General features: G+C 69.7%; 25 protein-coding genes. 17 read left to right on the top strand and 8 right to left on the bottom strand.

The window, feature by feature from the left end:
• Positions 1-40 precede the first annotated feature (40 nt).
• A complete protein-coding gene (locus Q5696_RS15695; RefSeq protein ID WP_370654943.1) occupies positions 41-631 on the top strand; it encodes an HdeD family acid-resistance protein in 591 nt (196 codons plus the stop codon).
• A gap of 10 nt (positions 632-641) precedes the next feature.
• Here Q5696_RS15695 and Q5696_RS15690 read toward each other — a convergent pair whose 3' ends face one another.
• From Q5696_RS15690 to Q5696_RS15680, 3 genes are all read right to left on the bottom strand, one after another.
• The gene (locus Q5696_RS15690; protein WP_305092225.1) at positions 642-1,295 is read right to left on the bottom strand and encodes a class F sortase; all 654 of its coding nucleotides are present in this window, start codon (positions 1,293-1,295) and stop codon (positions 642-644) included.
• An 88-nt stretch (positions 1,296-1,383) separates the two neighbouring features.
• On the bottom strand, positions 1,384-2,295 hold the full coding sequence (locus Q5696_RS15685) for a hypothetical protein (RefSeq protein ID WP_305092224.1): 912 nt from the start codon (positions 2,293-2,295) through the stop codon (positions 1,384-1,386).
• Positions 2,296-2,394: 99 nt separating this feature from the next.
• Positions 2,395-2,826 (bottom strand): hypothetical protein, encoded by a 432-nt coding sequence (locus Q5696_RS15680; protein ID WP_305092223.1) that lies wholly within the window; start codon positions 2,824-2,826, stop codon positions 2,395-2,397.
• Between the two features lie 92 nt (positions 2,827-2,918).
• On the opposite strand from Q5696_RS15680, the gene Q5696_RS15675 reads away from it, so the two are divergent.
• On the top strand, positions 2,919-4,004 hold the full coding sequence (locus Q5696_RS15675) for an ISAs1 family transposase (RefSeq protein WP_305091797.1): 1,086 nt from the start codon (positions 2,919-2,921) through the stop codon (positions 4,002-4,004).
• Here Q5696_RS15675 and Q5696_RS15670 read toward each other — a convergent pair.
• Positions 3,987-4,325, bottom strand: a complete 339-nt coding sequence (locus Q5696_RS15670; RefSeq protein WP_305092222.1) for a hypothetical protein — start codon at positions 4,323-4,325, stop codon at positions 3,987-3,989. The two genes, Q5696_RS15675 and Q5696_RS15670, sit on opposite strands and share 18 nt — an antisense overlap.
• A gap of 360 nt (positions 4,326-4,685) precedes the next feature.
• On the opposite strand from Q5696_RS15670, the gene Q5696_RS15665 reads away from it, so the two are divergent.
• From Q5696_RS15665 to Q5696_RS15655, 3 genes are read left to right on the top strand one after another with little or no spacing between them, the layout of a single operon-like run.
• Positions 4,686-5,255, top strand: a complete 570-nt coding sequence (locus tag Q5696_RS15665; protein WP_305092221.1) for a PH domain-containing protein — start codon at positions 4,686-4,688, stop codon at positions 5,253-5,255.
• A 39-nt stretch (positions 5,256-5,294) separates the two neighbouring features.
• A complete protein-coding gene (locus Q5696_RS15660) occupies positions 5,295-5,975 on the top strand; it encodes a response regulator transcription factor (RefSeq protein ID WP_305092220.1) in 681 nt (226 codons plus the stop codon).
• Positions 5,976-5,988: 13 nt separating this feature from the next.
• Positions 5,989-7,302 (top strand): sensor histidine kinase, encoded by a 1,314-nt coding sequence (locus Q5696_RS15655; protein WP_305092219.1) that lies wholly within the window; start codon positions 5,989-5,991, stop codon positions 7,300-7,302.
• A 12-nt stretch (positions 7,303-7,314) separates the two neighbouring features.
• On the opposite strand, the gene Q5696_RS15650 is transcribed toward Q5696_RS15655, so the two are convergent.
• A complete protein-coding gene (locus Q5696_RS15650; RefSeq protein WP_305092218.1) occupies positions 7,315-7,827 on the bottom strand; it encodes a GtrA family protein in 513 nt (170 codons plus the stop codon).
• Between the two features lie 112 nt (positions 7,828-7,939).
• On the opposite strand from Q5696_RS15650, the gene Q5696_RS15645 reads away from it, so the two are divergent.
• The 6 genes from Q5696_RS15645 (at position 7,940) to Q5696_RS15620 (ending at position 14,910) form a co-directional block, all read left to right on the top strand.
• A complete protein-coding gene (locus Q5696_RS15645) occupies positions 7,940-9,229 on the top strand; it encodes a 5-(carboxyamino)imidazole ribonucleotide synthase (protein ID WP_370654804.1) in 1,290 nt (429 codons plus the stop codon).
• Positions 9,230-9,261: 32 nt separating this feature from the next.
• The gene (purE, locus tag Q5696_RS15640) at positions 9,262-9,735 is read left to right on the top strand and encodes a 5-(carboxyamino)imidazole ribonucleotide mutase (protein WP_305095328.1); all 474 of its coding nucleotides are present in this window, start codon (positions 9,262-9,264) and stop codon (positions 9,733-9,735) included.
• Between the two features lie 4 nt (positions 9,736-9,739).
• On the top strand, positions 9,740-10,936 hold the full coding sequence (locus Q5696_RS15635) for a sensor histidine kinase (RefSeq protein ID WP_305092216.1): 1,197 nt from the start codon (positions 9,740-9,742) through the stop codon (positions 10,934-10,936).
• 10 nt (positions 10,937-10,946) lie between these two features.
• On the top strand, positions 10,947-11,612 hold the full coding sequence (locus Q5696_RS15630) for a response regulator transcription factor (RefSeq protein ID WP_305092215.1): 666 nt from the start codon (positions 10,947-10,949) through the stop codon (positions 11,610-11,612).
• Between the two features lie 107 nt (positions 11,613-11,719).
• The gene (locus tag Q5696_RS15625; protein WP_305092214.1) at positions 11,720-12,466 is read left to right on the top strand and encodes an ABC transporter ATP-binding protein; all 747 of its coding nucleotides are present in this window, start codon (positions 11,720-11,722) and stop codon (positions 12,464-12,466) included.
• Positions 12,466-14,910, top strand: a complete 2,445-nt coding sequence (locus Q5696_RS15620) for an FtsX-like permease family protein (RefSeq protein WP_305092213.1) — start codon at positions 12,466-12,468, stop codon at positions 14,908-14,910. The genes Q5696_RS15625 and Q5696_RS15620 overlap by 1 nt, the downstream gene beginning before the upstream one ends.
• Positions 14,911-14,916: 6 nt before the next feature.
• On the opposite strand, the gene Q5696_RS15615 is transcribed toward Q5696_RS15620, so the two are convergent.
• Both Q5696_RS15615 and Q5696_RS15610 read right to left on the bottom strand, forming a co-directional pair.
• On the bottom strand, positions 14,917-15,627 hold the full coding sequence (locus Q5696_RS15615; RefSeq protein ID WP_305092212.1) for a TIGR03089 family protein: 711 nt from the start codon (positions 15,625-15,627) through the stop codon (positions 14,917-14,919).
• 35 nt (positions 15,628-15,662) lie between these two features.
• Entirely contained in the window at positions 15,663-17,180 is a 1,518-nt protein-coding gene (locus Q5696_RS15610; protein ID WP_370654803.1) for an LCP family protein, read from the bottom strand.
• Positions 17,181-17,283: 103 nt separating this feature from the next.
• Here Q5696_RS15610 and rfbD point away from each other — a divergent pair, with 103 nt between their 5' ends.
• From rfbD to Q5696_RS15590, 4 genes are all read left to right on the top strand, one after another.
• On the top strand, positions 17,284-18,132 hold the full coding sequence (gene rfbD / locus Q5696_RS15605; protein WP_305092210.1) for a dTDP-4-dehydrorhamnose reductase: 849 nt from the start codon (positions 17,284-17,286) through the stop codon (positions 18,130-18,132).
• A gap of 34 nt (positions 18,133-18,166) precedes the next feature.
• Positions 18,167-19,069 carry a glycosyltransferase family 2 protein gene (locus tag Q5696_RS15600; RefSeq protein ID WP_305092209.1) on the top strand — a complete coding sequence of 301 codons (903 nt, stop codon included), beginning with the start codon at positions 18,167-18,169 and terminating at the stop codon, positions 19,067-19,069.
• A complete protein-coding gene (manB, locus tag Q5696_RS15595) occupies positions 19,066-20,145 on the top strand; it encodes a mannose-1-phosphate guanylyltransferase ManB (protein ID WP_305092208.1) in 1,080 nt (359 codons plus the stop codon). Before Q5696_RS15600 ends, manB begins: the two co-directional genes overlap by 4 nt.
• A gap of 64 nt (positions 20,146-20,209) precedes the next feature.
• Positions 20,210-20,986 carry an SGNH/GDSL hydrolase family protein gene (locus Q5696_RS15590; RefSeq protein ID WP_305092207.1) on the top strand — a complete coding sequence of 259 codons (777 nt, stop codon included), beginning with the start codon at positions 20,210-20,212 and terminating at the stop codon, positions 20,984-20,986.
• Between the two features lie 70 nt (positions 20,987-21,056).
• On the opposite strand, the gene Q5696_RS15585 is transcribed toward Q5696_RS15590, so the two are convergent.
• The gene (locus Q5696_RS15585; protein WP_305092206.1) at positions 21,057-22,340 is read right to left on the bottom strand and encodes an MFS transporter; all 1,284 of its coding nucleotides are present in this window, start codon (positions 22,338-22,340) and stop codon (positions 21,057-21,059) included.
• Between the two features lie 178 nt (positions 22,341-22,518).
• Between Q5696_RS15585 and Q5696_RS15580 the strand changes: the two genes are divergently transcribed.
• Both Q5696_RS15580 and Q5696_RS15575 read left to right on the top strand, forming a co-directional pair.
• Positions 22,519-23,235 (top strand): IclR family transcriptional regulator, encoded by a 717-nt coding sequence (locus tag Q5696_RS15580; RefSeq protein ID WP_305095327.1) that lies wholly within the window; start codon positions 22,519-22,521, stop codon positions 23,233-23,235.
• Positions 23,236-23,352: 117 nt separating this feature from the next.
• The gene (locus tag Q5696_RS15575) at positions 23,353-24,540 is read left to right on the top strand and encodes a 4-hydroxybenzoate 3-monooxygenase (RefSeq protein ID WP_305092204.1); all 1,188 of its coding nucleotides are present in this window, start codon (positions 23,353-23,355) and stop codon (positions 24,538-24,540) included.
• Positions 24,541-24,611 lie beyond the last annotated feature (71 nt).

The following is a 24,611-nucleotide window of genomic DNA, read 5'->3' as shown; positions in this document are numbered from 1 at the left end:
TCTCGCTGATCGATCGATATCGTGCAACGAGGGGAACATGATGAACACGCAAGAGCAGCCGACCGGTGGCGTATGGGTGGCCGACGGGTCCGGGGACCTCGAGGCCGCAGGCCGATTCCTGACGGGACTGACCGTCGTGTTCGGTCTGCTCACCGTGGGCCTCGGTGTCGCGATGCTGGTATGGCCCGACGCGACCCTCGTGGTCGCCGCGGTGATCATCGCGATCCAGGTGTTCGCGTTCGGCATCGTCCAGATCGTGCGGTCCTTCGCGGAAGTCAACGCGCCCACCGCATCCCGCACCCTGACCGGACTGTCCGGGGCGCTGGCCGTGCTGCTCGGATTCCTGGTCCTGCGCAGCCCGTTGCAGACGCTCATCGTCATCACACTCGTGATCGGCGCGTGGTGGGTGTTCCGCGGGGTGCTCGACCTCGTCGCCGGCGCCAGCGAGGTGCCCGGCAACCGTGCGGCCGGCATCGTCCTGGGCCTGATCAGCATCGTCGCCGGTGCGATCGTGCTGCTGCAGCCGACGATGTCGCTCGGCGTGTTCGTCGTCGTCGTCGCCGTCTGGATGATCCTGTACGGCGTCATCGTCGTCGCCGCACCGTTCCTCGTGCGTCGCGCGGCCGCGTGACCGGCCGGGACTATTCCACGAGGTCGGCGTACAGGTAGATGTTGTCCTCGTAGTCGCCGACCCCGTTGTCGTACGTCAGCTCGCCGCCGCACGTGACGACGGCGAGCCTGCGCGGGCCGGTCGGACCGTCGAGGACGCTCTCCTCGACCCCGTCGGCCTTGGCCCGTTCGACCACCCGGCTCACCCGCCACGCCGTGGGTGAGCCGGCGTCGTCCGAGGTGTAGACGACATCGCCGGGCTGCATGAGTGCCAGATCGAACAGAGCGCCGTTGCCCTGGCCGATCATGTTGACGTGCCCCGCCAGCAGGGTGGTGCCCGCGTCGGCGTCGAGAGTGGCGCCGTCGAGCCAGATTCCGACGGTCGACACGTCGTTCGGTGGGGTGAGCACGCCGCCGGGAACCGTCGACACCCCGATCGGGGCCTGTACCCCGACCCGCCCGAGAAGCAGTGTGCGAGGCGGCAACTGCCCGATCTCGGGGAGCGGCGAGGTCGGGGCGTCGGCGCTCTCGGACACCCCGGGAGGACGCGGGTCGGCCGCGACCCGCTGCTGGGGTTCCCGCAGCAGCAGGACGCCACCGGCCACGAGCACGACCACCGCGACCAGCGCGATCGTCAAGGTCCAGAACAGGTTCGGCCGCCGCCGATGCCTGCCACGTGTCCGCATGCCGTGTCCTCGGGAGTTCGTGAAACGGCGCCCGGCCCGGTGATACGCACCGGGCCGGGCGCCGTTTCAGTCGATGTTCGGTTTCAGGCTAGCCACGCATGCGGCGCACGGCCACGAACGCGCCCAGACCACCGAGAGCCAGCAGTGCGATCGCAAGACCGGCACCGGTCCTGGTTGCAGTACTCATTTCGGCGCCGCCACCGTCGATGGCGTGCGGACGCTCACCCTGCGGAGCCTTGTCGCCGGGCTGGCCACCGTTGTTCTGGCCGCCGTTGCCCTGGTTGTCGTCCGGGGTCTGCGGCGTGGTCGGCTGCGACGGGGTGGTCGGCTGCGGAGTCGGCTGCGACGGGGTGGTCGGCTGCGGGTCGGTCGAGCCGCCGAGGCTGCCCTGATCGTCGCCACCCAGCGAACCGTTCGGATCGCTGCTGCCCAGGTCGCCGAGGGAACCGGAGCCGAGGCTGCCCAGACCCAGCGAACCGAGAGCCAGACTGCCGAGGCTGCCCAGCCCCAGCGAACCGGTGTCCTCGGAGCCGATGATGCCCGAACCGGCGCCTGCACCGTCCTCGTCGACGAAGGTGACGGTGGCGGCGGAGGTCAGCTGCTCCTTCTCGTCGAACGTCGCGAAGACCTGGCAGTCCAGGTACGCCTCGTCGGGGTAGGCGTGCGTGATGTCGGAGTTCGCCTGGTTCCAGCGGATGCTCTTGTCGCCGGACGGGATTCCCGCGACCGACAGATCGACGGTGCCCTCCTGATCGGAGGTCACACACAGGACCACCGTGGCGGTGTCACCGGCAGCCTTCGCGACGGTGAGTGTGTCGCCGACGAGCGTCGCGTCGCCCTCGCACACCTCGACCGTCGCGCCGGCCGGAACGGTGAGGGTCAGCGGCTGATCGACCAGGTTCGTCGTCAGCGTGAACCGCGCAGTCTCGCCGACGGAGAGTTCGTCGCCGGGGGCCGGTTCGGTGCGGGACAGGTCGAGGACGGCCTCGGTGTCCGGCATCAGAGCGAGGATGTCCTGCTGCTGCTTCTCGCCGATGTACCTACCGCAGTTGTCCTTGTCCGCCGGGTCCGGGAACAGACCCGGGCCGTCGGTGACACATCAGACTGCACGCTGGAGAGCCTGGCGGTTCGGCTGGGACGCCGTGTCGGCCCGGGTGGCCGTTCCGCCGTAGTCGGGGTAGTTCGCATTCCATTCGATACCGTGCTGCAGCAGGTAGCCGACAACCTTCGCCTGGTCGTCGTCGAGACGCGCGTTGGTCGGCCGGGGGAGCATCGGGCCGACCTGTTCGCCGGTGAAGCCGTGGACCGGGTTGCCGTTCTCGTCGAGAATGGCGCACGTGTCGCTGGCGCCGTCGGTGCAGAACATCCACGCGGCGACGGGCTGTCCGTCGACCTGGCGGACACCGCAGATCGGAGGTTCTTCCCAGTAGGGGGTGTCGGCAGGGGCCCGGCAAAGTCGTGAGTGATACACGCTGAGCTGGGGTTTCAGTGCGAGATGACGCTCGACGAGAGCGCGGATTGGGGCGGGCACGACCGCCTCGGCGATGATTCAAGTTCCTACACAATCGTCACAACCAGGAACGAGTCGTGCCCGCAGCCTCATCTTCTCCCACGCCTGTTCCAGTGTCCGACACCGGGATCCTCGACGCGCTCGACTGGGTGCCCGATCCACGGGCCCGGCGTGGGGTCCGGCACCCGCTCACGGTGATCCTGTCGGTGTCCCTGGCCGCGGTGTGCGCCGGCGCGCGCTCGTTCACCGCCATCGCAGAGTGGGTCCATGATGCGCCGGCAGACGCGCTCGGGAAGCTGGGTGTGGCCGATCGGGTGCCGTCGGAATCGACGATCCGCCGCACCCTCGCCCGCGTCGACGCGGCCGTGTTGGACCAGGTCATCGGCATGTGGGCGTGGCTACGAACCCGGGTGGTCGACGGGCGCCGGGTGATCGCCGTCGACGGCAAGACGTTGCGAGGCGCGAGGGACGCGGCCGGGCATCTCACCCATCTGCTGGCCGCCCTCGACCACGGCAGCGGGGTGGTCCTCGGACAGGTCGAGGTCGGTGCGAAGACCAACGAGATCCCGCTGATCACCGACCTCCTCGCCCCACTCGACCTCACCGACGCGGTGGTCACCGCGGATGCCCTGCACTGTCAGCGGGCCACCGCCGAGTACATCGTCGGTCGGGGCGGGCATTACGTGTTCACCGTCAAGAACAACCAGAAGGTCCTGCGGGATCTGTTGAAGTCGTTGCCGTGGAACGCGATTCCTGTCTCGTCGTCGACCGGTGGGTATGGTCACGGGCGGCGGGAGCAGCGCACGATCAAGGCCACCGAGGTCGCCGGTGGGCTCGGGTTTCCACACGCCTGCCAGGTGTTGCAGGTGCGTCGCACCGTCACCAGGAAGGGCCGTAGATCCGTCGAGGTCGTCTACCTGGTCACCTCGATCCCGATGACCTCTGCCGCTCCGCTGCAGGTCGCCGGCTGGGTTCGCGGGCATTGGGCGATCGAGAACCGCCTGCACTGGGTCCGGGACGTCACCTTCGACGAAGACCGCTCCGCCGTCCGCACCGGCACCGGTCCGCAGGTGATGGCCACCATCCGCAACACCGTCGTCAGCGTCCTGCGGTTGGCCGGCCACGACAACATCGCAGCCGCGCTACGGCATCACGGCCGCGACCCGCATCGTCCGATCGATCTACTTCATGCCGCCTGACATGCAGCTATGCGACTTTGCCGGGGCCCTGGGGGTGTCGGGCTTGTTGCCGTACATCGGCACGACGTTGCCGGCGTTGTAGCTCTCCAACCTGGAGCCGTCGATCGTCAGTTGCAGATCGGTGGGGGTCCACTCGGTCGCCTCACATGCCGGTGCCGTGAAGCCGGTGTCCGGGATTCCCGGGACCGTGATCTTCGGGAGCCCGGGGAGGCCCGGATCGGCGGACGCGACGCCGACGCTTGCCCCGCTCACGAGTGCGAGCGCACCGAACGCGGCGATCCCTCCCCTCAGCCCACGCGACATCAGACTGTTCGTACGCATTACCACTTCCTAGCCACTCGACAGATCGTCTCGCGGGCCCCGACCCCCACTTGCGCGGCAAAGAGTAAGTCAAATTTCTTTCCCCGACGGAATTGGGTGGCCGTTCGAAATTCACGATTGTTCGGGTAGATCGTTCGTTCGGGTGGCTGAACTGCGAATTCGGAGCGCTGTATGGCTATTGCCTCGACCGTTACATGAGAAAGGTGTGACAAGGTCGACATTCGTCGCAGGTGTCGAGGGCCGGAAAACACCCGACCCGACGACGAGCATCGGGTCGAGTGTTCGTTCGATCGCATCAGCCGCGCCGCAGTCGCCGTACAGTGGCACGGTGTTGCCGGCAGGTCCTGTCACACTCGTGGGATGGGATACCCGCAGGACGCGCTGGCCGCGGACGAGGAACTGGTGCTGCACCGGCACCCGCACTGGAAGATGCTCGTCGTACCGGCAGCGATCTTCGTACTGGCGACAGCGATAGCCGGTTTCGCGCTCGGCTCGGCGCAGTCGCGGCTCACCGGCGGTGCCGTTCCGGTGGTGTCGATACTCGTCGGCGTCGTATGGCTGGCCCTCGTCGGCTGGAAGGTCCTCGTACCGGCGTTGCGGTGGAAGTCGACGCACTTCCTCGTCACCGATCGCCGCGTCATGATCCGGCACGGCGTCCTCACCCACACCGGCATCGACATCCCGATGAATCGGATCAGCAACGTCCAGTTCCGGCACGGCCTCGTCGACCGGCTGCTGAAAACCGGAACGCTGATGATCGTCGCGTCGTCCGACGATCCGCTCGAGTTCGACGACATCCCCGACGTCCAGCAGGTGCACGCACTGCTCTATCGCCAGGTCCTCGACGCCGGAGCGGCCGACGGTGCCCCCACCCACCGACCCACCCACGAGGCCGGTCCAGAACGTCACGATGATCGGAAACGTTGGTAATCGAACCGTATCCGCCGACGCGACCGTAGGCTGTCGTGCGTGACTGCCGTACTGCTTGCCGAAGATGACGAGGCCATCGCCGCCCCCCTGTCGCGTGCGCTCGGGCGAGAGGGTTACACCGTCACCGTCGAACAGACCGGGCCGGCAGCACTCGAACAGGCGCTCACCGGAGGGTTCGAGCTCCTCATTCTCGACCTCGGCCTGCCGGGGATGGACGGGCTCGAAGTGTGCCGTCAGCTCCGGGCCAACAACCTGGACCTCGCGGTGCTGATGCTCACCGCCCGCACCGACGAGGTCGACTTCGTCGTCGGGCTCGACGCCGGTGCCGACGACTACGTCGGCAAACCGTTCCGGCTCGCCGAACTGATGGCCCGGGTGCGGGCGCTGCTGCGGCGCAGCGGAGGCGGCGAGGACGTCGTCGTCGAGGTGCCCGGAATCCGGTTCGAACCCGCGGCCCGTCGAGTCCTCGTCGACGGGTCCGAGGTGGCGCTGGCGAACAAGGAATACGAGCTGCTGAGGGTGCTGCTCGAGCATGCCGGGCAGGTGGTCTCCCGGGAGACGATCCTGCGCGAGGTGTGGGGCGACGTGGAACTGCGCGGATCGAAGACCCTCGACATGCACATGTCGTGGCTGCGCCGCAAGATCGGCGACGAGGGCACGGGTGCGGACCGGCGTATCGCGACCGTGCGGGGCGTCGGATTCCGGATCAACACCGACTAGGCGCGGACCGCCAGTGCGTCGCAGACTGCTGCTGTCCATTCTCGCCGTCGTCCTGCTCACCGGGCTGCTGCTCGGTGTCCCGCTCATCTACACGGCGTGGCTGTGGGTGGAGGACTTCACCCGAAACGAGATGCAGGCCCGGCTCGACCGGATGGCCGCCGAAATCATCCGGCAGGAGGGCAGCACCGGCGTCGTCGAGGGCGGCCTGGACACGACGTCGCTGCGGCTCGTGGTCCCCGAGAAAGGCAAACTCGTCGTCGTCTACCCGACGCCGTCGGAGGGGGCAGCGCGCCTGGACATCGGTGAGGCTGCGGTGCCGTCCCCGCTGGTCGAATCGCTGTCGATGGGGACGTCCGGTTCGCTGCGGCTCGAGATGCCGTCGGATCGGATGCGGTCACTGCAACGGCAGGCGGCCGGGGCGGTCGCGATGCTGGTCCTCGCGTCCATCGGGGCGGGTGCGGGCGTCGCGGTCGTCACCGCGAAACGGCTCTCCGACCCGCTCAAGGATGTCGCCGAACGGGCCGCGCGGCTCGCCGAAGGCGACTTCCGCCCGGACTCGCGCCGGCACGACATCCCGGAACTCGACCGGGTGTCCGACGTGCTCGATTCGGCGACCGTCGAGATTTCCCGGCGGTTGCAACGCGAGCATGCGCTCGTCGGGGACGTCTCGCACCAGCTGCGTAGCCGGCTGACCGCGATCCGGTTGCGGCTCGACGAACTGTCCACACACGACGATCCCGCGGTGGTGCACGAGGCCGAGGAGGCGATGGCACAGGTGGACCGGCTCACCGTCGCCGTCGACGATCTGGTGCGGTCGTCGCGGGACAGCGACGCCGCGAACCGGGAACCGGTGTCGGTGGTCGGGGAACTCGCGAGCGTCGTCGCCGACTGGCAGGGGCCGTTCGAGGACGCCGGGCGGGTCCTGCGGTTGCGCGGCGAGCCGCGGCTGATGTCGGCGACGACCGGGTCGCGGCTGCGGGAGGCGGTGTCGGTGCTGATCGACAACTCGCTGCAGCACGGTGCGGGCACGTGCACGGTGTCGGTGCGTCAGGTGTCCGGGTCGGGTGGGCGCGGGTCACGCGTGTGCGTGGAGGTGTCCGACGAGGGGGAGGGCGTCAGCGACGAACTCGCCCCGCACATCTTCGACCGCGGATTCTCCGGGGCCGGATCGACGGGCGTCGGATTGGCGCTCGCGCGGGCACTCATCGAGGCGGACGGTGGCCGACTGGAACTGCAGCGGCGACGGCCCAGCCTGTTCGCGGCGTTCCTGGCGCCGGTCCGGTCGGAGGCACCGACCCGGGTCACCGGTATTCACGAACCGCGGTAGACCCGGACCGGATCAGACGGTCTCGCGTTCGGGCGTCTCGGGTCCGGTCTCCTCGGGGAACACCCAGCGACGGAACGACCAGAACCGGAACACCATCTGCAGCAGGTTGCCGATGATGTAGTTGAGGACGAAGTCGATGACCATCAGCGCGGTGAAACTGACCGACGAACGGACGTCGAAGATGTTGTTCGCGATCCACAGCGGGGCGGCGGCGATGATCACGCCGATACCGCTGATCGTGAAGAACAGCAGCGCCTCGTGGTGGCGTTCCCGTCCGCCGCGATGCTTGAACGACCACTCCCGGTTGAGGATGTAGCTCAGGATCGTCGCCATCACACCGGACAGGATCTTGGCGACCACCGGCTTCTGTTCGAGGACGGTCAGGCTCAGCGAGTAGAAGATCGCGAGGTCGAACACCATGGTCGTGCCGCCCACGATCGCGAACTTGACCAATTCGTGGTGGCGCAGGACGAGGGCCCGGAAGGGCTCGGGAACTCGGCTCAACGCCGCGTCGACGAATGACACAACGAAGTATTGTACGAAGCCGCGACGCAGACGGTGCAGCGGACCGCGATCTATCAGGTTCTCCACAGGATGCGACGCCCGCCGACCTCGACGGAACGAGCCGCGAGCCGACATGACACCATGGTGTGTCGTGACCGGCAAATCCGAATCCGAATCCCGCCCCACCCCGCCGCGTGACCTCCCCACCGGGATGCCCGTGGTGACGATGATCGGCGGCGGTCAGCTCGCGCGCATGACCCATCAGGCCGCGATCGAGCTGGGACAGACCCTGCGGGTGCTCGCCGGCAGTGTCGACGAGCCCGCCGCGCAGGTCGGTCCGGACATCGTCCTCGGCAGCCACACCGACCTCGAGGCACTGCGCAAGGCCGCGGCCGGATCCAATGCGCTCACCTTCGACCACGAGCACGTTCCCACCGAGCACCTCGACGTACTGGTGTCCGAGGGCGTCAACGTCCAGCCGCCGCCGCAGGCGCTCGTGTACGCGCAGGACAAGCTGGCGATGCGTCGCAGGCTCGGCGAGATGGGCGCCCCGATCCCGGCGTTCACCGAGGTCACATGGGCCGAGGACGTCGTCCGGTTCGGTGCCGAACACGGCTGGCCGGTCGTGATCAAGGCAGTCCGCGGCGGCTACGACGGCCGCGGCGTGTGGATCACCGACGACTCCGACGAGGCCGAGCAGATCGTGGCGCAGCAGCTCGATCAGGGCGTCGAGCTGATGGTCGAGCAGGCCGTCGACTTCACCCGTGAACTGTCCGCGATGGTCGCCCGCTCCCCGTTCGGGCAGGGCGCGTCGTGGCCCGTCGTCGAAACCGTGCAGGTGAACGGGCAGTGCTCGGTCGTGCTGGCACCGGCCCCGAACCTGCCGGCCGAGCGGGCCGCCGAGGCCGAGCAGCTGGCACTGCGGATCGCGTCCGAGCTCGGCGTCGTCGGAGCGATGGCCGTCGAACTGTTCGAGACCACCGCCGGTGACCTGATCGTGAACGAGCTGGCGATGCGCCCCCACAACTCCGGCCACTGGACGCAGGACGGCGCCCGCACGTCACAGTTCGAGCAGCATCTGCGCGCGGTCCTGGACTACCCGCTCGGCGACCCGTCGCCGATCGCCCCGGTCACCGTGATGGCGAACGTGCTCGGCGCCCCCGCGGCACCCGAGATGAGCATGGACGAGCGCCTGCACCACCTGTTCGCGCGCATGCCCGACGCCAAGGTGCACCTGTACGGCAAGGGCGAGCGCAAGGACCGCAAGATCGGGCACGTGAACATCGTGGGTGCGGCGTCCGGCTCGATCGACGACCCGGCCTACGTGGCGGCCGTGCGGGAACGCGCGGAGCGGGCGGCGCACTGGCTGTCGCACGCCGAATGGACCGACGGATACGACGAGCACACGGGAGCGACCAAGTGACGGAATCGAACGGGCCCCTCGTCGGGCTCATCATGGGCAGCGACTCGGACTGGCCGACGATGGAGGCCGCCGCCGAGGCCCTCGCCGAGTTCGGTGTCCGCTTCGAGGTGGGTGTCGTGTCGGCGCACCGCACCCCGCAGCGCATGCTCGACTACGCGAAGGACGCCGCCGGCCGAGGAATCAAGGTCATCATCGCCGGCGCCGGCGGGGCCGCCCACCTGCCCGGCATGGTCGCCTCGGCGACCCCGCTGCCGGTGATCGGCGTGCCCGTTCCGCTCAAGTACCTCGACGGCATGGATTCGCTGCTGTCGATCGTGCAGATGCCGGCCGGTGTCCCGGTCGCAACAGTCTCGATCGGCGGCGCCCGCAACGCGGGCCTGCTCGCGGCCCGCATCCTCGGCGCCTCGGATCCGGCCCTGCAGCAGCGGATGGCCGACTTCCAGGCCGGCCTCGAGCAGATGGTGCTGGAGAAGGACGCGGCGCTGCGCGCGAAGCTGCTCGGCTGAACCCGTGACGCCCCGTCCGGCGCGCTCTCGGCTGAGTGAACGCTGGTACCGATGGAGCGCCGCCCACGCCGTCGGAATCGACCGCGCCGAGGCGGCGCTCCTGACGTTGTTCTGTCTGGCCACCGCGGTCGACGGCGGAGGCGCCGAGCGGGTGATCATCTCGCTGGGTATGACGGTGCCGCTCGCGTGGCGCCGCTCGCACACGGTGATCTCCGGGTTCGTGGTGGCCGCGTTCGCGGTCGCGCACCTGATGGTCGTCTCGGATCTGCTGATGCCGAGCGCGATCGCGGTACCGGTCGCGTTGTACGCGTTCGCGGCGTATGCGCCCCGGTGGAGCAGCTACACCGCGCTGGTCGTCGCGATCCTGGGGGCGGCCGCGGCCGGCGTCGAATACTTCGGATACGACGGCCGTACCTGGCAGGGAGCGGTCGCCAACGCGAGCCTGCTGGTGGTGTTCGTCATCGCCGTGTGGGCGTTCGGCGATCTGCGCCGGGTCCGCATCCAGGAGGTGGAGGGACTCTCCGAACGCGCCCGGCTCCTCGAACTCGAACGCGCGCAGGAGGCCGAACTCGCCGCGATCGGTGAACGCACCCGCATCGCCCGCGAGATGCACGACATCGTCGCGCACTCGCTCACGGTCGTCATCGCCCAGGCCGACGGCGGACGCTACGGCGGTGCGAAGGATCCGCAGGCTGCGCTCGATGCCCTGGAGACGATCGCGTCGACGGGGCGGCAGGCCCTGACGGACATGCGGGGCCTGCTGTCGGTGCTGCGGGAGGACCGGCCGCGGGAGTTCTCGGCACTGCCCGGCGCCGACGACGTCGGCGGGCTCGTGGAGGACCTGCGGCGCGGGGGGCTCGCCGTCGACCTCGAGGTGTCCGGGGAGCGGCGGGACCTGCCGGTCGGAACCGGTCTCACCGTGTACCGGATCGTGCAGGAATCTCTCACGAACGTCCTCAAACACGCCGGCCCGGGCGCGCACGCCCGTGTCGAGATGTCGTGGGGTGAGCGGGAACTCGATCTCGTCGTCACCGACGACGGGCGCGGTGGGGCGGCGGCGCTGGTCGACGCGTCCCCCGGCGGGCAGGGCGTCATCGGCATGAAGGAGCGGGCCGGGTTGCACGGCGGCGCCCTCGCGGCCGGTCCGGTCGCCGGCGGCGGCTACCGGGTACACGGACGGCTGCCGTACACCGCCGCCTAGGCTGGCGACCATGATTCGTGTGGCCCTCGTCGACGACCAGCAGCTCGTGCGCGCGGGGTTCCGCATGGTGATCGATTCGCAGCCCGACCTCGAGGTGGTTCTCGAATCGAGCGACGGAGCCGCAGCGGTTTCGGCACTGGCCTGCACTCCGGCCGATGTCGTGTTGATGGATGTGCAGATGCCGCACATGGACGGCATCGAGGCCACCCGCCGGCTCACCGCGCGTGACGACTCGCCGAAGGTGGTGGTGCTCACCACCTTCGAGAACGACGAGTACGTGCTGTCCGCGATCAGTGCCGGCGCGAGCGGCTTCCTCCTCAAGGACGTCCCGCCCGAGCAGCTCCTCGACGCGATCCGCACCGTGTACCGCGGTGACGCCGTCATCGAGGCCCGCTCCACTCGCAAGCTGCTGCAGCACGTGGGGCCGATGCTGGGTGTGGCTCTGCCGTCCTTGCCGGAGGACCTCACCCCACGGGAGATCGAGGTGCTCGTGGAAATGGCCCACGGGCTGTCCAACACCGAGATCGCCGCAAAGCTCGTCGTCTCCGAGGCGACCGTGAAAACCCATGTGGGACGGGTTCTCTCGAAGACCGGTTCGCGTGACCGGGTACAGGCCGTGCTGTACGCGTTCCAGGTGGGCCTGGTGCGGCCGCAGGATCTGCTCGGCTCCGATTGATCCCGGCGGGATGACTCCCGGTCCTACCGGGGGATGACGGCGGGCCTCGCGTAGATCGCTCCCCGCTCCGATGTGCCGGGCGTCTGACCAGCCATAGCGTCGACAGCATGAGGATTATGGTGCGGGCGCGGAGCCTGACGAAGACCTACGGAGCCGGCGACACTGCCGTTCATGCCCTTCGAGGGGTGGACGTGGATTTCGCGGCGGGTGCGTTCACGGCGATCATGGGGCCGTCGGGCTCGGGAAAGTCGACGCTGATGCACTGCCTGGCCGGTCTCGACACCGCGTCTGCCGGGACCGTCGAGGTGGGCGGCACCGAGATCACCCGGTTGGGTGACAGGGCGCTCACCGAGCTGCGGCGGGACCGGATCGGGTTCGTGTTCCAGGCGTTCAACCTGCTGCCGGTGCTGTCGGCCGAGGAGAACATGTTGCTGCCCATGCGGTTGGCGGGAAGCCTGCCCGAACAGGGGTGGCGCGACGAGGTGGTGCGGCGCCTGGGTCTGACCGACCGGCTCGGACACCGCCCGCACGAATTGTCGGGTGGGCAGCAGCAGCGGGTCGCGGTGGCGCGGGCGCTGCTGCCACAGCCGGACGTGATCTTCGCGGACGAGCCGACGGGCAACCTCGACTCGCGGACCGGCGCGGAGGTGCTGGATCTGCTGCGGTCGAGCGTGCGCGAGACCGGGCAGACCGTGGTGATGGTGACCCACGATCCCGTCGCGGCGTCGTACGCGGACCGGGTGGTGCTGATCGCCGACGGCAGTATCGCCGGTGAGATCGACCGCCCCACCACCGATTCGGTGATCGAGACGATGCGTCTTCTCGGTGCCGACGACTTGAGCAGGACGCACTGATGCGCGGGCTGGCGTGGGCGCAGATGCGTGCCCATGCGGGGCGGTACGTCGCCTCGGCCCTGGCGGTCGTGATCTCGGTGGCCTTCATCGTCGCGACGCTCACGCTGAACTCGACGCTCAAAGCGGGCGTGACGGATTCGCTGGCCGGCCAGTACGCGTCGTCGGACATCGTCGTCACCGGGGACATCAGCGCGGCCACTGTCGCCGCGGTGCCGGGCGTGCGGGCGGTCACCGAGGACATCTCGACGAGCGTGAAGGTGGGACGTCCCGGCGAGGGAACGTCGTGGGGGTCGGCACTCTCGTTGTCTCCGGACCCGGTTCTGCGCTGGCAGAAATTGGTGGACGGCCGCTTCGCGCAGGCACCCGGTGAGGTCGCGGTCGCGGCGGGCTCCGGGATTCCGCTCGGCAGCGAACTGACGGTCACCCCGCTCGCCGACGGCGCGGCGGTCGCGGCGACGGTGACGGTGGTCGGGACTGTCGATCTGTCGGGCACTGCGCAGCAGATGAACGGCACCACGGTGTTCGCGACCACCGCGCAACTCGACGAGTGGACCGGTGGATCCGGAGGGCGGGAGGTGCGCGCGGTCGGTGACGGCACCCTCGCACCGGAGCAGTTGGCGGAGCGGGTCCGGTCGGCGCTGCCGACGGAGGTGACCGTGGAAACCGGTGCGCGACAGGCCGAGCTGGTGTCGCAGCAGTACCTGGGTGACTCGGATCTGCTGGCGAGTGTGCTGTTGGCGTTCGGGGCGATCGCGGTGGTCGTCGCGGGACTGGTGATCGCGAACACGTTCGCGGTGCTGCTCGCCGCGCGCACCCGGGAACTCGCGCTGCTGCGCTGCGTCGGCGCGACCGCGCCCCAGGTGCGGCGCAGCGTGCAGGTCGAGGCCGCGGGTCTCGGCGTGCTCGCATCGGTGCTCGGGGTGGGGGTCGGCGTCGTGGCGGCGTGGGCGGTCGCCCGGGTCGCGACGGCGGTGGACGTGCCGATCCCGCTGCACGGGGTGCGCGTGACACCGGTGACGGTGCTCGTGGGCCTGGTGGTCGGTGTGGTCATGACGATGGTGGCGGCGTCGGCGCCCGGCCGGGCCGCGACCCGGGTGTCGCCGCTGGCCGCGCTGCAGCCGCTCGAGTCGGCGCCCGAACCCGTCGCGGTGTCGCGGGTGCGTCGCATCCTCGGGGCGCTCGCACTGCTCGCGGGTGTCGGCATCCTCGCGGTGGCGGTCGCCACGGGCCAGGTGCTGATCGCATGCGTCGGTGGCCTGCTCACGTTCGTCGCGATCGTGGTGCTGAGCCGGCGCATCGTGCCGGCCGTGGTGTCCGCGGTGGGCGCGTTCGTCGGACGGTTCGGCGGCCCGGTGGGGCTGCTCGCTGCCGGCAACGCGGGCCGCAACCCGCGGCGCACCGCGGCGACCGCGACGGCCCTGCTGATCGGTGTCACGCTCACCAGCACCCTCGTCGTCGGCGTCGCGGTGACGAAGGCGAGTGCGCCGGGCGCGGTGGACGAGCAGTTCCCGGTCGATGTCAGCATCGCCACGCACGGCGCGGCCGGGCTGCCGGTCGACCTCGTCGACCGGGTCCGGCGCCTCGACGGGGTCGCTGCGGCCGCGGCGCTCGCCACGGCCGACATCACCTTGCCGGACGGGCACACGCTTCCGGTGATCGGTGTGGACGTGGCGGCGGTGCGGGCGACGCTGCGCACCGACGTCGACCTGCCCGGGCCGGACCAGTTGCTGCTGGGCCCGGACGAGCGCCGGGCGTTCGGGCTCGAGCTCGGCGACACGGTGACGCTGCGCGGTAACGTCGGCCGCACCGACGCGGTGATCGGATCGGCCACCGGCGGCGCCGAGGCGCTGGCGGACCGGCGGGTGCTGGCGGCGCTGTCGCCGCAGGTCGTCGACGACCAGGTGTGGATCCGGCTGGTCGACGGTCTCACCGACGAAGAGAAACGTGTGGTGCAGGACGAGATCGCCTCGATCGCCGAACGGTCGGCGCCGGGCAGTGAGGTCGGCGGCTCGCTGGTGATGCGCGCGACGCTGGACACCGTGCTCGACACGCTGCTGATGATCGTGGCCGGTCTGCTGTCGGTGGCCGTCGTGATCGCACTGATCGGTGTGGGGAACACGATGGCACTGTCGGTGCTCGAACGTCGACGCGAGTCCGGCCTGCTGCGGGCGGTGGGTCTGACCCGTGCGGGCCTGCGATCGCTGCTGCTGTGGGAAGCGGTGCTCATCGCGGGTGTCGCGTCCGTGCTCGGCGTCGTGCTGGGCCTCGCCTTCGGCATCACCGGATCGGCGTCGGTGTTCGGGTTCGACGGTCTCGAACTCGGCACCCTGCCGTGGCTCACGCTGCTGCTGATCGTGTCGGGCGGCGGCGTGGCCGGGGCGATCGCCGCGATCCTGCCCGCGCGGCGGGCGGCCCGCACGGCCCCGGTGGCCGCGCTGGCGTGAGGGCGGCTACCCGCCGAACCGGACGGTGACCTTCTCGGCGCCGACGCGACGTTCGATCGCGTCGGTGTCGGGATTGTTCACCTGCACCAGCGAGGCGCCGACCGCGAGCATCGAGACGAGTCCGGCGATCAGTTCGTCGGGCGTCGCCCAGGAGCGGGTGGAGAGCACCCGATCCGACCCGGTCACCTTGTCGGCGGCGGCCGCGGCGCGGGCGGCGTCGAGGACCTCGTCGACGCCGCGGCCGTCGAGGGTCGCGGCGCCGGTTCCGGTGGGCCGGAACTGGTCGCCGTGCACGCGCACCGCCGTCGCGTAGTCGGTGACCCCGACCGGCAGATCCGGGACGGGACGGCCGAACGCGTCGAGCGACAGGACCGCGACCTCGGGGACGTCGGCGACGTCGTCCAGGCGGTCGGCGGTGACGAGGGCGGCGTCCGCATCGGGATCGGCGTCGAGGGTGACCTCGAGTCCGGCCCACCACGCGCCGAGCAGGACCGCGGCGGTCTGCCAGTGCGCGGGCAGCAGCACCGACACCCGAGAGCCGGGGAGCAGCCCGAACTCGTCGGACAGCAGGTTCGCGGTCTTCGCGGCCCAGTTGGCGAGCGTGATCGCGGACAGTTCGATGCGCTCGCCGGTGGCGTCGTCGTAGTAGGTGATGCGCGGCCCGGCCGGGTCGGCGGCGAGGATCGGGTCGAGCAGGGCGGTGGTCAGATCGGTCACAGAAAAATCCTTCAGTCGACGCGAGCGCGGTGCGCTCAGTTGACGCAGCGCGGTCCGGTACCGCCGGCGTCGATCGGGGGCCCGGGTTCGACCGGGGTGGGGGAGGTGGCGGTGGTGCTCGTCCCGGACGCCGAATTCGAGGACGAGGAAGACGATGTGGGTGCCGTGTAGTCCCCGGTGACCACGACCCGCACCTCCCCGGTTTTCAGGGACGAGTCGGTTTCGATCGGCAACCCACCGAGGGTCACGGACACCGCCCGGGCGGCGTCGCTGTCGGAGGTTTTCGCGAACACGGTGCTGCGCGACACCGACTTCCCGGTGTGGTTGCCGACGGTGCCGAGGTCGAAGCCTTCGTTCTCGAGCAGGTTTCCGACGCTGGAGGCGAGGCCGCTGACGCTGGAGTCGTTGGCGACGTCGACGGCGACGGACGACACGTCGATGTCGGGCATGGTGGTGGGGATCTGCTCGGATGTCGTCGTGGAGGCGTCCTCGGCCGGTTCCTCCCCGGCCAGGGACGCAACGTATTTCCGGACGGCTTTCGGGTCTACCTCGACGATGGACTCGCCGTAGTCGGTGGTGCCGTTGATGTCGACGACGGGAATGGTCTCGAACTTGACGCTGCCCCCGGCGAGGCCCTGTAGTTGGGTCGCGAAGTCGATGATGTCCCAGTCGGAGTCGAGGACCACCGATCGTTGCACCGCGGACGACAGCTGGTTGAGTTTGCCGGGGTTGGTGAGGGTCTTGGCGCTGAGCACCTTGTTCGCGAGGGACGCCATGAACACCTGCTGGCGCACGATCCGGTCGAGGTCGCCGCGGGGCAGGTCGTGCCGCTGCCGCACGAAGCTCAGGGCGTCGGAGCCGTCGAGGGTTTGTTCCCCGGCCGGGAACCTCGCCCCGGAGAGCGGCTCGTCGACGGCGGCGTTGAGGCACACGTCGACACCGCCGACGGCGTCGGTGAGCAGGACGAATCCGAGGAGCCCGATCTCGGCGTAGTGGTCGACGGTGACGCCGGTGAGGTCGGCGACCGATTCGACGAGGGCTTCGCGGCCGGCCTGCGCGGCTTCCTTCTCCGCGGCCGCATCGGATTTCCCGGCCTCGACGAGGCGCCCACGTTCGGCTTCCTTGGTGGCCCCGTACGCGGCGTTGATCTTCGACTTGCCGATGCCGGGCACGTTCACGTAGGCGTCGCGGGGGATCGAGATCGCGGTGGCGGAACTGCCGTCGTTGGGGACGCGTACGAGGATGATCGTGTCGGTGTTCGACGCCACTTCTTCTCCGGCCCGCAGGGCCTCGAGTTCGGACGACGTGAGCGGGTTGCCGTGCGCGTCGGTGCGACTGTCGGTGCCGACGAGCAGGATGTCGAGGGCGCCGTCCTCGCCGCCACCGAGCCCGAGTCCGATCGTCGCGAGGTTCGACCGCAGCGAATCGACGCTGCGCCAGGCGAATCCGGTGATCACGAGCACCAGGACCGCGGCGATCGCGACAGCGATCTGCTTGCGCGACGCGGGGGCCGGCGGACGTGGGACGTCGCGCGGCGGGCGGTCGGGGGGCACGCGGGGGCCTTGATGACGGTCGGTTCTCATACTGTGTTCAAGGCTAACGGTGATCGTGCTCCGGGACGGCGCACCACGGCCCGGCGTGCCAGACTCGGTCGCTGTGCGAAGGATCATGGTGACGGGGGCGCGGGGCCAGTTGGGCAGCCGGCTGGTGCAGGGCGCGCAGGACGCGGGCGTCGACGTGGACGGTGTCGGTTCGGCAGACCTCGACATCACCGACGCGGACGCCGTCGCGGACCGGGTGCGGCCGGGCACGGTCGTGATCAACTGTGCGGCGTACACGGCCGTCGACGCGGCCGAGTCCGAGGTGGCCGCCGCGACCGCGGTCAACGAGGACGGACCGCGGAATCTGGCCCGGGCCTGCGCACGTGCCGGTGCCCATCTGATCCACGTCTCGACGGACTACGTGTTCGCCGGTGATGCGGACGCCCCTTACGCGGCGGACGCTCCGACCGGGCCGCGGACCGTGTACGGGCGCACGAAACTGGCGGGGGAGCGGGCCGTCCACGATGCGCTGCCGACGGCGCAGATCGTGCGGACGGCGTGGGTGTACAGCGGGGGTGGCACCGATTTCGTGGCGACGATGCTGCGACTGGAACGTGAACGCGACACCGTGCAGGTCGTCGACGATCAGATCGGGTCGCCCACATATGCCGCCGATCTGGCGGCCGGGCTGCTCGAGCTGGCCCGCACCGGTGGCCGGGGTGTCACGACGCTGCACGCCACCAATGCGGGCGCGGCCACGTGGTTCGACCTGGCGCGGGCCGTGTTCGCCGGGGTCGGGGCCGACCCGGAGCGGGTGCGTCCGTGCACGAGCGCCGAGTTCGTCCGGCCCGCACCACGGCCCGCCTACTCGGTGCTGTCGCCGCGATCGTGGGCGGACGCGGGCCTGACGCCGCTGCGGGACTGGCGCGACGCGCTGGCCGACGCGCTGGCCCGGCTCGGATGAGGACGATACGGGCACTGCGGCTAGGCTGGCCGTCGTGAGTTCGAAGCTGGCCGTGGTGACGGTGACCTACTCGCCGGGCGAGCATCTGGAGCATTTCCTGAGCACGCTGGCCGATGCCACGACCGAGAATCCGCAGGTGATCCTCGCCGACAACGGGTCGGTCGACGGCACCCCCGAGGCTGCGGCCGCCGCTCACGATCATGTCCGGCTGCTGCGTACCGGCGGCAACATCGGCTACGGCGGCGCGATCAACCGTGCCGTCGCCGAGATCGACCCCGACATCGAGTTCGTCCTCGTCGTCAACCCGGACGTGCGCTGGTCGCCCGGGTCGATCGACGAACTGCTGGCCGCGGCGCAGCGGTGGCCGCGGGCCGGCGCACTGGGTCCGATGGTGCGCGAACTGGACGGCAGCGTGTATCCGTCGGCGCGGGCCGTTCCCGACCTGGTCTCCGGTGCCGGGCACGCGGTGCTCGGTTCGGTGTGGCCGTCGAATCCGTGGACGCAGCGGTACCGGCAGGACAGCGAGACGATCACCGAACGTCCGGCGGGTTGGCTGTCGGGGTCGTGCCTGCTGCTGCGTCGGGTCGCGTTCGACGCGATCGACGGCTTCGACTCCCGATACTTCATGTACATGGAGGACGTCGATCTCGGGGACCGGCTGGGCCGGGCCGGCTGGCTCAACGTGTTCGTGCCGTCCGCCGAGGTCACCCACGCGAAAGGTCACGCCGCGGGCCGGCATCCGGAACTGATGCTGCCCGCCCACCACGAGAGTGCCTACCGATTCCAGGCGGACCGTCACCCGGCGTGGTGGCAGGCGCCGCTGCGGTGGGCGTTGCGGGGCGGTCTCGCCCTGCGTTCGAAGCTTGCGGTCGCCGCAGCCGTCCGGCAGCGCGGCGCGAGCGAGAGTCGGGACAATGAGATCGAGGGGAAAGAATGACAATTGCTTCGGCGACCGACGCCGTCGTCCTGGTGGGAGGCCAGGGCACACGGCTCCGTCCACTGACGCTGTCCGCACCCAAGCCGATGCTCCCCACCGCGGGGGTGCCGTTTCTGACGCATCTGCTGGCGCGGATCAAGCAGGCGGGCATCGGCCACGTCGTGCTCGGCACGTCGTTCAAGGCCGAGGTCTTCGAGGAGCACTTCGGCGACGGCAGCGATCTGGGGCTCGAGATCGAGTACGTCACCGAGGTGGAGCCGATGGGCACCGGCGGCGGCATCCGCAACGTGCTGCCGAGCCTGCGGGCCGACAACATCATGGTCTTCAACGGTGACGTCCTGGGCGGCACCGACCTGTCCGGTGTCCTGGACACGCACTTCCGCACCAACGCCGACGTCACCCTGCACCTGGTGCGGGTCGGTGACCCGCGCGCATTCGGCTGTGTTCCCACCGACGACGACGGCCGCGTCAAGGCGTTCCTGGAGAAGACGCAGGATCCGCCGACCGATCAGATCAACGCCGGCTGCTACGTGTTCCGCCGCGAGATCATCGAGAAGATTCCGTCGGATCGCCCCGTCTCCGTCGAACGCGAGGTGTTCCCGGCACTGCTCGCGGACGGTGCCCGCGTGTTCGGCCACGTCGACACCTCGTACTGGCGCGACATGGGCACCCCGGACGATTTCGTCCGCGGGTCCGCCGATCTGGTGCGCGGTATCGCGCCGTCGCCGGCGCTGGACGGCCCGCGCGGCGAGTCCCTCGTCCACCCCGGTGCCGGGGTGGCGCCGGGTGCGCTGCTGATCGGTGGCACCGTCGTCGGACGCGGCGCCGAGGTCGGTGCCGGTGCCCGTCTCGACGGCGCCGTGCTGTTCGACGGGGCGCAGGTCGAGGCCGGTGCGGTGGTCGAGCGGTCCATCATCGGATTCGGTGCCCGGATCGGGCCGCGTGCGCTGGTGCGGGACGCCGTGATCGGTGACGGCGCCGACGTCGGTGCGCGCTGTGAACTGATCGGTGGCGCCCGGGTGTGGCCCGGCGTGAAGCTGCCCGACGGCGGGGTCCGGTTCAGTACCGACGTGTGATCCGGTGACGTGGGATCGGCCACGCGGTCGACTTCTTGCGCATTGCTAACGGAATACTGGAGTGATGATGTCGCAGGAACCCGTCTATCGCAGGTATGTCGCCCTCGGTGACTCGTTCACCGAGGGTGTCGGGGATCCCGATCCCACCCGCCCCAACGGTCTGCGTGGCTGGGCGGACCGGGTCGCCGAGGAACTGGCCACCCGCAGTGCCGACTTCGGCTACGCCAATCTCGCGATCCGGGGCCGGCTGCTGGGCCCGATCGTCGACGAGCAGGTCGATGCGGCGGTCGCGTTGCAGCCGGACCTGGTCACGATCTATGCGGGCGGCAACGATCTGATGCGCCCGTCGCTCGATCTCGATGCGCTCGTCGCCCGGTACGACGAGGCGATCGGGAAACTGACCGCCACCGGAGCCACGGTCCTGATGTGGACGGCATTCGATGCCGGTTTCTCGGCGGTGTTCGGCAAGATCCGCGGCCGTTCGGCGATCTACAACGAACTGGTGCGCGAGGTCGCGGACCGGCACGGTGCGACGCTCGTCGACTTCTGGCGGTTCGACGAGTACCAGGACCTGCGCATGTGGGACTGGGACCGGCTGCACATGTCGACCCCGGGACACCAGAACATGGCCGTCCGGGTGCTCGAGACGCTCGGCGTCGACCACCACATCGTGGTGGACCCACTCGGCCCGGATCTGCCCACCGACAAGGCGTCGCGGCGCCGCGCGGACCTGGTGTGGACCAAGGACTTCCTGTTGCCGTGGATCGGGCGCCGGGTGCGTGGCACGTCGTCGGGTGACGGTGTCGCCGCCAAACGGCCCACGCTCGAATCCATCCGCTGAGGGAGGCGGACAGACGACGGAAGGCCGACCGGGGACTCCCCGGTCGGCCTTCCGTCGTCTGTCGGGCAGGTCAGTCGGTAGCGAGATTACGGGTCGTGGAGATCGCGATCAGGCCGATCAGGCCGACCAGGGCGAAGGCGTAGAAGCCCCACGGCACCGCGTAGCCGGCGCCGAGCAGTGCGCCGCCGAGGATCGGGCCGCAGATCGCGCCGACGCGTCCGACGCCCGCAGACCAGCCCAGGGCGGTCGCGCGGATCGCTGCGGGATGGTTGGCGCTGGTGAATGCGTACACCAGCACCTGGGCGCTGAACACGAAGCAGCCGGCGAGGAAGACCATCACGTAGATGCCGCCCGCGACGTCGATGCTGAGCGCCGCGAGGAAGACGGCCGCACCGGTGAACCACCCGATGGCCGCCGTGCGGGGGCCGATCTTGTCGGCGACCCGGCCCGCGATGAGCAGGCCGACGACGGCGCCGGCGTTGAGGATCAGCAGGAACGTCAGCGCGGCACCGAGTTCGTAGCCGGCCTCACGCATGATCGTCGGCAGCCACGTGTTGAGGCCGTAGACCAGCAGCAGGCCCATGAACGAGGCGACCCAGATGGCGATGCTGTTGCGCAGGAACTTCGGCGAGAAGAGCGACTTGACCGGATTGGCGGTCGCGGCGGTGGAGGCGTCGCCGGTGGGTGCCGGCTCGAGGACGAGTCCGTACTGTGCGGCGATGCGCTCGGCCTCGTCGCGACGCCCCTTGGAGAGCAGGTACGACGGCGACTCGGGCAGGTACTTGATCATCAACGGGATCAGCACGATCGCCGGTGCGGCGCCGACGACGAACATCGAGTGCCAGCCGAAGGGGTCGATGAGCACGATGGCCAGTGCCGCGGTCGCGACGGCGCCGACGTGGTAGCCGGTCATGAGCATCGTGGACGCGGATCCGCCACCCTGCTTCTTGGAGAACTCGTTGACCAGCGCCAGTGCGGTGGGCAGCGCGCCACCCAGGCCGATGCCCGCGAGGAAGCGGAGCAGGCCGAAGAGGAACGGGTTCGGGGCGACCGCGCACAGCAGCGTGAGGATCGAGAACGCCGCGACGGCGTAGATCAGCGCCCGGCGGCGTCCCAGGACGTCGGTGAGGGTGCCGATGACGAGGGCACCGATCGTCATGCCGACGAGCCCGAACGTCGAGATGGTCGTGATCGCGCTCGTGCTCAGGTTCCAGTCTCCGTGCTCGCGCAGCGAGGGGATGACTGCACCCAGAACGACGAGATCGAATCCGTCGAGTAGGACGGCGATCCAACACAGTGGGGCGACCCACATCGCTGCGCGACCGCGCGTCGCGGGTCGTTCGATGGTGCTCATTCGATCTCCAGAAGCCAAGGTGTTCGCAATACGAACCACCGTTCAATTTAAGAACTCGGCCATTGTTTGGTGGGTCACACGTGAATGTCAAGCCGCAAACCCGGGGGTTGGCTCCCCGTCGGGGTCGTGGTCCGGCCACACTGGGCGGGTGATCGACGAACGCGGAATCGACCGCAGCATGCTCGGTCGGGCGTTCCTGGTGTTGAACTCCTTCACCGTCGAGCGTCCGCGCCTGACGCAGTCCGAACTGAGCCGCCGCACAGGACTGCCGCTGCCGACCGTGCACCGGCTGTGCATCCAGCTGGCGGACAACGGTGCGCTCGAACGTGCAGCCGACGGGAGCTACGAGATCGGTGTCCGACTGTGGGAGATCGGCGCGCTCGCACCCGGGGCGCACGGGCTCCGGCAGGTGGCGATGCCGTATCTCGAGGACCTCTACGAGGCTACGCGCGAGAACGTCCAGCTGATCGTCCGTGAAGGTCTCGAGGCCCTCTACATCGAGCGGCTTTCCGCACGTGGGGCGGTCCCCGTGGTCGGTCGGGCGGGCGGGCGGCTGCCGCTGCACGCGTCCAGTGGCGGGCTGGTCCTACTCGCGCACGGCGGGCCGGAACTCCTCGGGGACGTGCTCGCCGGTGGGCTCGAACGATTCACGCCGAACACGATCACCTCCGAGCATCGGCTCCGTCAGGTGCTCGACGAGATTCGGCGCAGCGGGTTCGTCGTGTGCCGCGAGCATCTCAACGTCGGGACGCTCGCGGTCGCCGCGCCGTTGCGGGGGCAGGCCGGGGAGGTGGTCGCGTCGATCTCGGTCGTCGTCGGCGCCGAGGTCGATCCGGCGCCGCTGATCCCGGCGCTGCGGGCCGCGGCGCGCGGTATCTCGCGCGGGCTGGCGTGACCGAGATCTCCCCGGATCGACGAAGAATTGCCTTTCACTGAGTGAAAGTGGGGGTTCTGTGGTCGGCGGCCGGCCGGAACAGTGTTGGCGATCACGTTCTACCGAGGAGTTAACCGCATGACCATCTCGAGCACCCAGGTCGGCATCGTCGGCGCCGGCCCGGCCGGACTGATGCTGTCCCATCTCCTGCACCTGCGCGGCATCGAATCCGTCGTTCTCGAGGCGCGCACCCGCGAGGAGGTCGAGGGCACCATTCGTGCGGGCGTGCTCGAGCAGAACACCGTCGACCTGATGGTGGAGACCGGTCTCGGTGACCGGGTGAAGGCCGAGGGGCACGAGCACCACGGCATCGAGCTGCGCTTCGGCGGCCGTGGCCACCGCATCGCATTCGACGAGCTCACGGACGGTCGCGCGGTCACGGTCTACCCGCAGCACGAGGTTCTCAAGGATCTCATCGCCAAGCGGCTCGCCGACGGCGGCGACATCCGGTTCGGCGTCTCCGACGTCGAGGTGCACGACCACACCACGGACAAGCCGTACATCACCTACACCGACACCGACGGCAACCCGCAGACGGTCACGTGCGCGCTGGTCGGCGGCTGCGACGGCTCCCGGACCAAGACCCGCAAGCTCATTCCCGAGTCGACGATCCGGCAGGACCACTTCCGCCAGTACCCGTTCGCGTGGTTCGGCATCCTGGCCGAGGCGCCGCCGTCCTCGGAGGAGCTGATCTACGCGAACCATCCGCGTGGCTTCGCGCTCATCAGTACCCGCACCCCGGAGGTGCAGCGCCACTACCTCCAGGTCGATCCGGACGACTCGGTCGACAACTGGTCCGACGACCGGATCTGGTCCGAACTGCACGCCCGCGTCGACGGCGAGGGAGCGGAGATCAAGGACGGCAGGATCTTCGAGAAGTCGATCCTGCAGTTCCGCAGCTTCGTGTGCGAGCCGATGCAGCACGGCAACCTGTTCCTCGCCGGCGACGCCGCGCACACCGTGCCCCCGACCGGCGCGAAGGGCCTGAACCTGGCCGTCGCCGACGTCTACGTGCTGTCGAAGGGTATGGCCGAGTTCTTCGAGACAGGCAACCGTGGACGCCTCGACGCCTACACCGAGACGGTGCTGCCGCGGATCTGGCGCACCCAGCACTTCTCGTGGTGGATGTCGTCGATGCTGCACCGACTGCCCGACGCGTCCGGCTTCGACCACAAGCGCCAGGTCGCGGAGCTCGACATGGTGACCCGCTCGGTCGCCGGCCGCACCCTCATCGCCGAGAACTACGTGGGCACGCCGCTGGGCTGACCCGCGCCGTACCGAATCGGCCGACCTCTGATCGGGGTCGGCCGATTCGGCATGTCCGTAGGTACCCCCGA

It is taken from the genome of Prescottella sp. R16 (genome assembly GCF_030656875.1).
GTDB lineage: Bacteria > Actinomycetota > Actinomycetes > Mycobacteriales > Mycobacteriaceae > Prescottella.
The sequence above is the reverse complement of the archived record's forward strand: the minus strand, read 5'-3'. Positions and strand labels throughout refer to the sequence as shown.

Bases quoted from the DNA above. Each gene is read 5' to 3' on its own strand.
- Q5696_RS15695 (WP_370654943.1), top strand. From the start codon at position 41: ATGAACACGCAAGAGCAGCCGACCGGTGGCGTATGGGTGGCCGACGGG.
- Q5696_RS15690 (WP_305092225.1), bottom strand. From the start codon at position 1,295: ATGCGGACACGTGGCAGGCATCGGCGGCGGCCGAACCTGTTCTGGACC.
- Q5696_RS15685 (WP_305092224.1), bottom strand. From the start codon at position 2,295: ATGCCGGACACCGAGGCCGTCCTCGACCTGTCCCGCACCGAACCGGCC.
- Q5696_RS15670 (WP_305092222.1), bottom strand. From the start codon at position 4,325: ATGCGTACGAACAGTCTGATGTCGCGTGGGCTGAGGGGAGGGATCGCC.
- Q5696_RS15665 (WP_305092221.1), top strand. From the start codon at position 4,686: ATGGGATACCCGCAGGACGCGCTGGCCGCGGACGAGGAACTGGTGCTG.
- Q5696_RS15645 (WP_370654804.1), top strand. From the start codon at position 7,940: ATGACACCATGGTGTGTCGTGACCGGCAAATCCGAATCCGAATCCCGC.
- purE (WP_305095328.1), top strand. From the start codon at position 9,262: ATGGGCAGCGACTCGGACTGGCCGACGATGGAGGCCGCCGCCGAGGCC.
- Q5696_RS15630 (WP_305092215.1), top strand. From the start codon at position 10,947: ATGATTCGTGTGGCCCTCGTCGACGACCAGCAGCTCGTGCGCGCGGGG.
- Q5696_RS15625 (WP_305092214.1), top strand. From the start codon at position 11,720: ATGAGGATTATGGTGCGGGCGCGGAGCCTGACGAAGACCTACGGAGCC.
- Q5696_RS15620 (WP_305092213.1), top strand. From the start codon at position 12,466: ATGCGCGGGCTGGCGTGGGCGCAGATGCGTGCCCATGCGGGGCGGTAC.
- manB (WP_305092208.1), top strand. From the start codon at position 19,066: ATGACAATTGCTTCGGCGACCGACGCCGTCGTCCTGGTGGGAGGCCAG.
- Q5696_RS15590 (WP_305092207.1), top strand. From the start codon at position 20,210: ATGATGTCGCAGGAACCCGTCTATCGCAGGTATGTCGCCCTCGGTGAC.
- Q5696_RS15585 (WP_305092206.1), bottom strand. From the start codon at position 22,340: ATGAGCACCATCGAACGACCCGCGACGCGCGGTCGCGCAGCGATGTGG.
- Q5696_RS15580 (WP_305095327.1), top strand. From the start codon at position 22,519: ATGCTCGGTCGGGCGTTCCTGGTGTTGAACTCCTTCACCGTCGAGCGT.
- Q5696_RS15575 (WP_305092204.1), top strand. From the start codon at position 23,353: ATGACCATCTCGAGCACCCAGGTCGGCATCGTCGGCGCCGGCCCGGCC.